Raw genomic sequence first — 9,911 nt, 5'->3', positions numbered from 1 at the left:
TCCTTTCTTTTCTGTGTGTGAGGGGTTGGGGGTTGGGGGACCCCCCCCGGGGGGGGGGGGGGGGGGGGGGGGGACCCCCCCCCCCCCCCCCCCCCCCACCGCACAACAAGGAGCAACCGTGAGCAGCAACACCAGCGACGTACGCCTCTGGGGCGCCCGCTTCGCCGACGGCCCGGCCGAGGCGCTGGCCAAGCTGTCCGCCTCCGTCCACTTCGACTGGCGGCTCGCGCCCTACGACATCGCCGGCTCCCGCGCCCACGCGCGCGTCCTCAACAAGGCGGGCCTGCTCAGTGAGGACGAGCTGACCCGGATGCTGAGCGGCCTCGACCAGCTCGAAGCCGATGTGAGCGACGGCTCGTTCACCGGAACCATCGCCGACGAGGACGTCCACACCGCGCTGGAGCGCGGTCTCCTGGAGCGCCTCGGCCCCGACCTCGGCGGCAAGCTGCGCGCCGGCCGGTCCCGCAACGACCAGATCGCCACGCTCTTCCGGATGTACCTGCGCGACCACGCCCGGATCATCGGCGGCCTCGTCGCCGGACTCCAGGACGCCCTGGTCGGCCTCGCCGAGGCCCACCCGGACGTGGCCATGCCCGGTCGTACGCACCTCCAGCACGCCCAGCCGGTCCTCTTCGCCCACCACATCCTGGCCCACGCGCAGTCCCTGTCCCGGGACGCCGAGCGGCTGCGGCAGTGGGACGAACGGACCGCCGTCTCGCCGTACGGCTCCGGCGCGCTGGCCGGTTCGTCCCTGGGACTCGACCCGGAGGCGGTCGCCGCGGACCTCGGTTTCGAGCGCGGCTCCGTCGCCAACTCCATCGACGGCACGGCCTCGCGCGACTTCGTGGCCGAGTTCGCCTTCATCACCGCGATGATCGGGATCAACCTCTCCCGGATCGCGGAAGAGATCATCATCTGGAACACGAAGGAGTTCTCCTTCGTCACCCTGCACGACGCCTTCTCCACCGGCTCCTCGATCATGCCGCAGAAGAAGAACCCGGACATCGCGGAGCTGGCGCGCGGCAAGTCGGGGCGCCTGATCGGCAATCTGACGGGCCTGATGGCCACGCTCAAGGCCCTCCCGCTCGCGTACAACCGCGATCTCCAGGAGGACAAGGAGCCGGTCTTCGACTCCTGCGACCAGCTCGAAGTCCTGCTGCCCGCCTTCACCGGCATGATGGCGACGCTCACCGTCAACCGGGAGCGCATGGAGGAGCTGGCGCCGGCCGGTTTCTCGCTCGCCACGGACATCGCGGAGTGGCTGGTCAAGCAGGGCGTCCCGTTCCGCGTCGCGCACGAGGTCGCGGGCGAGTGCGTCAAGGAGTGCGAGCAGCACGGCATCGAGCTGGACCAGCTCACCGACGAGCAGTTCGCGAAGATCTCCGAGCATCTGACCCCGGAGGTACGGACCGTCCTCAACGTGAAGGGCGCCCTCGCCTCCCGTGACGGGCGCGGCGGTACGGCCCCGTCCGCCGTGGCGGTCCAGCTCGCCGAGGTCAAGGCCGATCTGGCGGCGCAGCACGCCTGGGCGACCGCCCGCCGGTAGGACGCGCGAACGCCGGCGGATACAGCGCCGCCGGTCAGGTGTAGGAAGGGCATCGCGGGCTACGTTGGACGGGAAGACGTACCGACCCGACCACGAGGAGCCCGCGATGCCCTTCGCCAGGCTGGCCACCGCTACGACCCCGACCGCCCACATCGGTTTGGGCCTGGCCGCCGTCGCCAGACCCGGCTACATCAACCTCCACCGCGACCGCGACCTGCCCGACGACCGCAGCGTCGAGGCACTGCGCACCCGCACGCATGAGCTCCTCGACGCCGCCTACGCCCAGGGCGTCCGCTACTTCGACGCCGCCCGCTCCTACGGCCGCTCCGAGGAGTTCCTCGCGGAGTGGCTGACGGACCGTCCCGAGGTCACGGATGTCGTCGTCGGCAGCAAGTGGGGCTACACCTACACCGCCGACTGGCGCGTGGACGCCGAGGCGCACGAGGTCAAGGACCACGGCCTCGCCACGTACGAGCGCCAGCGCGCCGAGAGCCGGGCCCTGCTGGGGGACCGGCTCGACCTCTACCAGATCCACTCCGTGACCGCCGACAGTCCGGCCCTCACCGACAAGGAACTGCACGCTCGCCTCGCCGAACACGCCGCCGAGGGCATCACCGTCGGACTCTCCACCAGCGGGCCCGGACAGGCCGACGCCATCCGGGCCGCGCTCGCCGTCACGGTCGACGGCACCCCCCTCTTCCGTACGGTCCAGGCCACCTACAACGTGCTGGAGACCTCCGCGGGTCCCGCACTCGCCGAGGCCCATGACGCCGGGCTCACCGTGATCGTCAAGGAGGGCATGGCCAACGGCCGGCTCGCGGGGTCCGAGGCCCCCGCCGTCGTACGGGAGATCGCCGCCGATGCGGAACTCGACAGCGACGCCGTCGCCCTCGCGCTCGTCCTCCACCAGCCGTGGGCCGGGGTCGTCCTCTCCGGCGCGGCCACGGTCAACCAGCTCTCGGGGAACCTCCACGCCGCCGTCCTCGGCCTCGACGAGGAGCGGCGGGCCCGGCTCGACGCGCTGGTGGAGGAGCCCGAGGCGTACTGGCGGCACCGCGCCTCACTGCCCTGGAGCTGAGCCTCCGGATCGGACCGAACCCGTCACATCCCGCACGGCGTTCGTGCTGCACGACATGTTCGCCGTTCCCTTCGACGACACCTGCGCGACCTGGACCTCACGCTGCTCGCCGACTGACCGCCGCCGCGGGGCCGGGTTCATTCCCCGGCCCACGCGGCGAGCGCCTCGAAGTCGGCCGGTTCCAGACCGACCCACGGATCGATCCGCCGCAGCAGCGACCGGCCCGGGTGATGGGCCGCCACCCACGTCCGGTCCCGTTCGGTGATCTCGTCGTCGATCCAGGCGAACGGCCGCCCGGCCGCGTACTCCACGACGTGACCGGTCTTCCAGAACACTCCGTCCGGTGTGCGGCCGAACAGCGAGGGCCACTCGACGTACGGCAGGTCGGGCAGACCGAGCCGCGGGGCGATCCACTCGTTGGCCTCGGACATCCACGTCGTGGCCCAGGCCAGCTCGTACCGGTCGGCGAGCGCCAGCAGCGCGACGCCGTGCCCGGGGTTGAGCAGGACCGGCAGCGCGGGGCCCTCCGTCCAGCCGGTCGGCCGCATCATGTGCGTGCGGTATCCCTCGGGCGTACGGGGACGCGAGAGCGCCAGGTACGGATTGAGCGGACCGTCGATGTCGATGAGCAACAGCGGCTTCATTGCCTCATGGTGCCCGCCGCTGCCGGGCCGGGCGATCGGATGGCGAGCAGTAGTGAGACGCAGGTGTCTCACATGGGTTATGGTTGTCTCATGACTCTGGACCGTGAGCAGGTGCTGCGCAGCGCCGCCGCACTGCTGACCCACAAATCCACCGCCACCATGGACGAGGTCGCGAAGGCGGCCGGTATCGGCCGCGCCACCCTGCACCGTCACTTCGCCGGGCGGGACGCCCTGGTCAAGGCGCTGGAGAATCTGGGCATCCAGGAGTTCGAGGCGGCCCTGGACGCCGCCGCGCTGGAGGAGGGCAGTGCGGAGGACGGCCTGCGCCGCTTCGTCGCGGCCGTCGAACCCAGCGCGGGGCTGCTCTCCTTCCTCGTCACCGAGAACCAGCTCTTCGAGGGCGACGAGGTGAACGAGGGCTGGAGCCGGCTCGACGCCAGGGTCGCCGCCTTCTTCAGGCGCGGCCAGGAGCGCGGCGAATTCCGCATCGACCTCACCCCCGCCTGGCTGACCGAGGCCCTCTACGGGCTCATCGGCACCGGCGCCTGGGCCGTACAGGCCGGCAGGGTCGCCCCCAAGGACTTCCAGTACATGATCGTCGAGTTGTTGATCGGCGGAGCACGCCGGAGCGTGGAGCAATGAGCAGCATCACCCAGATCTCGCACACCGCGGACCTCGTCCGTCGGCCGGGGCGGTGGATCGCCCTGGCCGTCCTGGTCCTCGCCGTGCTGCTGGTCGCCGTCGACGCCACCGTCCTCGGACTGGCGACCCCGTTCCTCAGCGAGGACCTCGCGCCGACCGGCACCCAGCTGCTCTGGATCGGTGACGTCTACTCCTTCGTCATCGCCGGACTGCTCGTCTCGATGGGCAGCCTCGGCGACCGCATCGGGCGCAAGAAGCTGCTGCTGACCGGCGCCGTCGCCTTCGGCGCGGTCTCGGTGCTCAACGCCTACGCGACCAGCCCGGAGATGATGATCCTGGCCCGGGCGCTGCTCGGTGTCGCGGGCGCCACCCTCATGCCCTCCACGCTCGCCCTGATCCGCAACCTCTTCCACGACCCGCGCGAACGCAGCCTCGCGATCGGTATCTGGGGCGCCATGGCATCGGCCGGCGCGGCCGTGGGCCCCGTCATGGGCGGTTTCCTGCTGGAACACTTCTGGTGGGGCTCGGTCTTCCTGATCAACCTTCCGGTGATGATCGTTCTCGTCGTCGTCGGCATCAAGCTCATCCCCGAGTCCAAGAACCCCGCGCCAGGCCCCTGGGACCTGATCAGTGTCGGCCTCTCCCTCATCGGCATGATCGCCGTCGTGTACGCGATCAAGGAGCTGGCCGCCCACGGCGGGAGCTGGGAGGTGGCCGCGTCGGCCGTCATCGGGGTGGCGGCGCTCGCGTGGTTCGTACGCAGGCAGCTGAGGCTTCCCGCACCGCTGCTGGACATGCGGCTCTTCCACCACCGGGGTTTCTCGGGCGCGGTACTCGCCGACCTCCTGACCATCCTCGGCCTGGCCGGACTGGTCTTCTTCCTGTCCCAGTTCCTCCAACTGGTCCAGGGGCGAGGCCCGCTGGAGGCCGGCCTCGCCGAACTGCCCGCGGCCATCGGGGCGGTGGCCGCCGGTCTGATGGCCGGAGTGGTGGCCCGCCGCTACTCCGTACGCTCGGTGGTCACGGGCGGGCTCGCCGCCGTCGGAGTGGCGCTCGCCTCGGTGACCCTGCTGAGCAAGGACACCGGATATCCGATGCTCGGCGCGATGCTGCTGGTCGTCGGAGTCGGCGCCGGATTCGCCTTCACCGTCACCGCCGACGTCATCCTCTCCACCGTCCCCAAGGAGCAGGCCGGTTCCGCGTCCGCGGTCTCCGAGACGGCGTACGAACTCGGCGCGGCCCTCGGCATCGCTCTGCTCGGCTCGATCGTCACGGGTGTCTACCAGGGCTTCGAGACCCCGGCCGGTATCGGCTCCGGCACGGCGACGGCCGCCCACGAATCGCTGGGAGGCGCTGTCGAAGCGGCCTCCACGCTCCCCGCCGCACAGGCGGCGCCCCTGGTGGCCGCCGCGCAGGAGGCGTTCGTCGAGGGGCTGCGGTACGCCGCGGGCATCGGCGCCGCCGTACTGCTGGCGACGGCCGTGGCCGCCTGGTTCCTGCTGCGGGGCCAGAGGCTGGAGGACGGCGTCGAGCACCCGTAGACCGGTCGGCATGCGGAAGGGCCCGTACCCCCGATCTGGGGTACGGGCCCTTCCCTGTGCCGACGCGTCAGCTCACGCGGCCTTGGCCTTCGTGGCGTAGATGTCGACGTACTCCTGGCCGGACAGCCGCATCACTTCGGCCATCACCGAGTCCGTCACCGCGCGCAGGACATAGCGGTCGCGGTCCATGCCCTCGTAGCGCGAGAACTCCATCGGCTCGCCGAAGCGGACCGTGACCTTGCCCGGGCGGGGCAGCCCGGCGCCGCCCGGCTGGAGCTTGTCGGTGCCGATCATCGCGAACGGGATCACGGGAGCGCCCGTCATCAGGGTGAGCCGCGCGATGCCCGTACGGCCCCGGTAGAGCCGGCCGTCGGGGGAGCGGGTGCCCTCCGGGTAGATCGCGAAGGCGTGGCCCTCGTCCAGCACCCGGCGGCCCGTCATCAGCGCCGCGACGCCGCCTCGCCCGCCGTCCCGGTCCACTGGGATCATTCCGCAGCCCGTGAAGAACCAGGCCATCAGCCGGCCCTTGAAGCCCTTGCCCGTGACGTACTCGTCCTTGCCGATGTAGAACACCGGCCGGTCGCAGCAGATCGGCATGATCATCGAGTCGATGAACGTGAGGTGGTTGCCCGCGAGGATCACAGGCCCGGTCCCGGGGATGTTCTTCGCGCCTTCCACCTGTGGGCGGAACATCAGGCGCAGGATCGGTCCGAGCACTGCCTTGATGACCGTGAGTCGGGACAACGGTTCCTCCGGTGTCGTGGCCGGGCGGCCGGGGCGGTTCGAACGAGGTCCGTGCAGGTGAGGAGGATACTCGCGGGTACTCACTGATCGCACATCGGGTTCACGAAGTGGATACGCCGTGTTGACGTGTGTTTCCGCCACGTTCGTCCAGAAGCTGCCCCCCGGATGGCGTAGTTGCCTACGATCAGGCCTCGCTCGACCAGGTGCCGGACATCACAGCGAGGAGCATTCATGACAGAGCGTGCGCGGACCAGTCCCGGCAGGCGGACCCTTCTGGGAGCCGCGGTGCTGGGTACGGCAGCCCTCGGTCTGACCGGGACGGCCGCCGCCACGGAACGCGGCGGCAGCGGGCGGGGCCACGGCCGCGGCGGCTACCGCGACCTGCCCGTACCGACCGTCATCGGCCACCGCGGCGCCAGCGGCTACCGGCCCGAGCACACCCTCGGCTCGTACCAGCTGGCCCTGGACATGGGCGCGCACCTCGTCGAGCAGGACCTCGTCCCGACGAAGGACGGTCACCTCGTCTGCCGCCACGAGAACGACATCACGGGCACCACGGACGTCGCCGAGCACCCCGAGTTCGCGAGCCGCAAGGCGACGAAGAAGGTCGACGGCGTCCCGCTCACCGGCTGGTTCACCGAGGACTTCACCCTCGCCGAACTGAAGACGCTGCGTGCCAAGGAGCGCATCCCCGGCACCCGCCAGGAGAACACCCTCTACGACGGCCGCTGGGAGATCCCCACCTTCGAAGAGGTCCTGCGCTGGGCCGACCAGGAAGGACGCAGGCGTGGCGCGCCGGTCTGGCTGTACGTCGAGACCAAGCACCCCACGTACTTCCGGTCCCTCGGCCTCGGCCTGGAGGAGCCGCTCGCCCGCCTGCTGCGCCGCTACGGCCGGCACCGCGAGAACTCCCCGCTCATCCTCCAGTCCTTCGAGCCGAGCTCGATGCAGCGGCTGGCGAAGCTCGTCGCCACGCCCCGGGTCGTCCTGCTCTCCGGTGCCGCGACGCGCCCCTGGGACTTCGTCGAGGCCGGCGACCCGCGCACCGTCGCCGAGCTGGTCCAGCCCGCCGGCCTGAAGTGGATGGCGTCGTTCGCGCAGGGCATCGGCCCCACGCTGGACCTGGTCATCCCCAAGGACGGTGCGGGACGGCTCACCACGCCGACCACCCTGGTGCGGGACGCGCACGAACAGGGCCTGATCCTGCACCCGTACACAATGCGCAACGAGAACAGCTTCCTGCCCGCCGAGTTCCGCCGGGGCACCGACCCCGCCGCGTACGGTGACGCGTTCGGCGCGTTCCGGGCGTACTTCGAGGCCGGGATCGACGGCGTGTTCTCCGACAACCCGGACACCGCGCTGCTCGCCGCGGCCGACTTCGCCCGGGACTGACCCGCCGAAGACCGGGCGCCCGGCGTCAGCACCCGGCCGGGCGGCCCCCGGTCGGGTGGCGCTCCCCGGACCCGGCAACCGGCCGGCCGTACGGCACGTCGGGTGGGGCATGACGCTTATCGATCATGCTCCACCCCCGGCCGGCCCGGCTGTCGTACGGGCCCTGCTCCCGCTGGTCCGCGCGGAGGCGAGGGCCGAGGCCCAGGCCGCTTCCGCAGACCCCGCCGATCTCGAACAGGCCGTATGGCTCAGGCTCTTCGAACGCCTCGCGGCGCAGGGGCCGCCGGGCGACCCCGCCCGATGGGTGCGCGACGCGGTACGCGCGGAGGCGCGGCGAACCCGGCGAACGGCCCGTCACGAACACCCGTACGGCAGCGCCGAGCCCGCCGCGGGCAGCTACGGCTGCCCGGAGCGCACCGCCCTCGGCGCCGACACACGGCGGGCGTTACGCAGGGCGGTGGAACGTCTGCCGGACAGGTGCGCGCGGCTGCTGGACGCGATGCTTTCTCCCGCCGATCCGACCTACCGGGAAATCGCAGGAAGGTTGGGTATGTCACAGGGGAGTTTGGGTCCGATGCGTTCCCGTTGCCTTGGATGTCTGCGCAGAATGCTCGCGGCGGAGGTTGTAGCTCCTGAACTGCGGGGAAAGGAGCGGTAGACAACCGGCGGATCAGGTGAGCGGGAGGCATGCACACATGGGCATGAGCGTGACCATCTCGGCGGCGACCACACAGGACGCCGAGCAGATATTCAGACTCCGATACCTCTGTTTCCAGAGCGAGGCGGAGCTCTACGGCAACTATCAGATCGACCCGCTCGTGCAGACCCTCGACTCGGTCCGCGCGGAAGTCGGCACGGACCTGGTGTTCGTGGCCCGGCTCGGCGACGAAGTGGTGGGTTCGGTACGCGGTTTCACCGACCCCGACGGCACCGGACGGATCGGCCAGCTCTGCGTCCACCCCCGGCTCCAGGGACACGGTCTCGGCGCCCGTCTGCTGCGCGCCGCGGAATCGGGTCTCACGGCCGGCCGCGCGGCCACGCGCTTCAGGCTCCACACCGGCCACCGGAGCGAGGGCAACCTGCGGCTGTACCGCAGGGAGGGTTACGCGCGTGTGGGGGACGCCACCGGGCAGGACGGCGTCCGGCTCATCCTGCTGGAGAAGGACGCGGCCGCACCGGCCTTCGTGGCGAGCGCCTGACGGTCCGTCGTACCAGCGTGGTCACGCGCTCTTCGCGCGTCGCAGCCAGATCATCCCGGTGACCGGCAGGATCACCGGGATGAGCAGATAGCCCGTACCGAAGTCCGACCAGACGGTGGCGTCGGGGAAGGCCGAGGGCTCCACCATCGTCCACGTACCGACGACGAGCACACCCACGAGCTCGGCGGCGCAGCACACCAGCGCCGCCCTGCGTGCCTTTTCCCCGCCGCGCACCAGCGAGTACGTGATGAAGCCGTACACGACGGCGGCGACGGCCGACAGCACATAGGCGAGCGGCGCCCTGTCGAAGTCCAGGATCATCTGGACGACCGAGCGCGAGGCGGCGGCGACGGTGAACACCCCGTAGAACCAGACCAGTACGCGCCCCGGCCCGGTGCCGAGCTCGAACGGCTGCTTGCGGGAGCCCTCGGTGGTGCGGTCGGTGTCCGTCACGGTCAGTTTCCCCAGATGTCGTAGAGCCGTACTTCGAGGACGGCCAGCACGACCGCCCCGGCCGCCACCGTCACCGAACCCCACCGGGTCCGCTCGGTCAGTGACAGGAAACCCGCCGCGGGCACGGCGGCGAAGGCGCCGATCAGATAGGCGATGAAGACGGCCATCCCCTGCTCCGGCCGCTCGCCCCGGGACAGCTGCACGACCCCGACGACCAGCTGCGCCAGCGCCAGGACGGAGACGACGGCCATCCCGATGAAGTGCCAGTCCTTCGTCGGCTGGTCGCGGAAAGCGGCGAATCCGCACCAGGCGGCAAGGGCGAGCGCGGACACGGCGACCGCGACCGTCAGGGCGTCAAGCATGAAGCGAGGGTATTACGTGCGGAACGGCCCCCCGCGTGCGGGCCCGGGGACGGACTCCCCGCGGGCCCGACGGACCGGCCGGGCCCGGCGGCCGCGCGGAAGATCGTGGCCTTGGCCACAGCCTGCCACCGCCGCGGGGCCGTACCGGACCCGGCGCGCGGTCCCGTCCTGACCGTATCGACGCAGGTCACAGCCGTGCACCGGAAATCTGGCGCTGCTCGGGGAAGCGGCCACGGTGACCATCCATGACTGTCCGCTATCCGGACAGGCTGGTCGGCGTCGGCGTCACGTCTGTTTTACTGGGGCCCAT

Annotated in this window: 10 protein-coding genes; 6 read left to right on the top strand and 4 right to left on the bottom strand. The window is 71.0% G+C overall.

Going from position 1 to position 9,911, the window contains the following annotated elements; all coding sequences use genetic code 11:
- Positions 1–118: 118 nt before the first annotated feature.
- Positions 119–1,546, top strand: a complete 1,428-nt coding sequence (gene argH / locus AC07FA_RS21415; RefSeq protein ID WP_479077469.1) for an argininosuccinate lyase — start codon at positions 119–121, stop codon at positions 1,544–1,546.
- A 106-nt stretch (positions 1,547–1,652) separates the two neighbouring features.
- The gene (locus AC07FA_RS21410; RefSeq protein ID WP_479077467.1) at positions 1,653–2,624 is read left to right on the top strand and encodes an aldo/keto reductase; all 972 of its coding nucleotides are present in this window, start codon (positions 1,653–1,655) and stop codon (positions 2,622–2,624) included.
- Between the two features lie 137 nt (positions 2,625–2,761).
- Here the strand turns inward: AC07FA_RS21410 and AC07FA_RS21405 are convergent, their stop codons facing one another.
- The gene (locus tag AC07FA_RS21405) at positions 2,762–3,268 is read right to left on the bottom strand and encodes an HAD domain-containing protein (RefSeq protein ID WP_479077466.1); all 507 of its coding nucleotides are present in this window, start codon (positions 3,266–3,268) and stop codon (positions 2,762–2,764) included.
- Between the two features lie 90 nt (positions 3,269–3,358).
- On the opposite strand from AC07FA_RS21405, the gene AC07FA_RS21400 reads away from it, so the two are divergent.
- Both AC07FA_RS21400 and AC07FA_RS21395 read left to right on the top strand, forming a co-directional pair.
- Positions 3,359–3,910, top strand: a complete 552-nt coding sequence (locus AC07FA_RS21400; protein WP_479077465.1) for a TetR/AcrR family transcriptional regulator — start codon at positions 3,359–3,361, stop codon at positions 3,908–3,910.
- Entirely contained in the window at positions 3,907–5,451 is a 1,545-nt protein-coding gene (locus tag AC07FA_RS21395) for an MFS transporter (RefSeq protein WP_479077464.1), read from the top strand. Before AC07FA_RS21400 ends, AC07FA_RS21395 begins: the two co-directional genes overlap by 4 nt.
- Before the next feature lie 72 nt (positions 5,452–5,523).
- Here the strand turns inward: AC07FA_RS21395 and AC07FA_RS21390 are convergent, their stop codons facing one another.
- Positions 5,524–6,195: a lysophospholipid acyltransferase family protein gene (locus AC07FA_RS21390; protein ID WP_479077463.1), complete on the bottom strand. Its 672-nt coding sequence runs from the start codon at positions 6,193–6,195 to the stop codon at positions 5,524–5,526.
- A 231-nt stretch (positions 6,196–6,426) separates the two neighbouring features.
- Here AC07FA_RS21390 and AC07FA_RS21385 point away from each other — a divergent pair, with 231 nt between their 5' ends.
- Together AC07FA_RS21385 and AC07FA_RS21380 are read left to right on the top strand one after the other, a co-directional pair.
- Positions 6,427–7,587 carry a glycerophosphodiester phosphodiesterase gene (locus AC07FA_RS21385; protein ID WP_479077462.1) on the top strand — a complete coding sequence of 387 codons (1,161 nt, stop codon included), beginning with the start codon at positions 6,427–6,429 and terminating at the stop codon, positions 7,585–7,587.
- A 695-nt stretch (positions 7,588–8,282) separates the two neighbouring features.
- On the top strand, positions 8,283–8,786 hold the full coding sequence (locus tag AC07FA_RS21380) for a GNAT family N-acetyltransferase (protein ID WP_479077461.1): 504 nt from the start codon (positions 8,283–8,285) through the stop codon (positions 8,784–8,786).
- 21 nt (positions 8,787–8,807) lie between these two features.
- Here the strand turns inward: AC07FA_RS21380 and AC07FA_RS21375 are convergent, their stop codons facing one another.
- Together AC07FA_RS21375 and AC07FA_RS21370 are read right to left on the bottom strand one after the other, a co-directional pair.
- Positions 8,808–9,239, bottom strand: coding sequence for a hypothetical protein (locus AC07FA_RS21375; RefSeq protein WP_479077460.1), 432 nt, complete (start codon positions 9,237–9,239; stop codon positions 8,808–8,810).
- 2 nt (positions 9,240–9,241) lie between these two features.
- Positions 9,242–9,601 carry a hypothetical protein gene (locus tag AC07FA_RS21370; protein ID WP_479077458.1) on the bottom strand — a complete coding sequence of 120 codons (360 nt, stop codon included), beginning with the start codon at positions 9,599–9,601 and terminating at the stop codon, positions 9,242–9,244.
- Between the last annotated feature and the right edge of the window lie 310 nt (positions 9,602–9,911).

The organism is Streptomyces sp. NPDC045968 (assembly GCF_056430475.1).
Note: the sequence above shows the minus strand (reverse complement) of the source record. Positions and strands in the feature narration are given on the sequence as shown.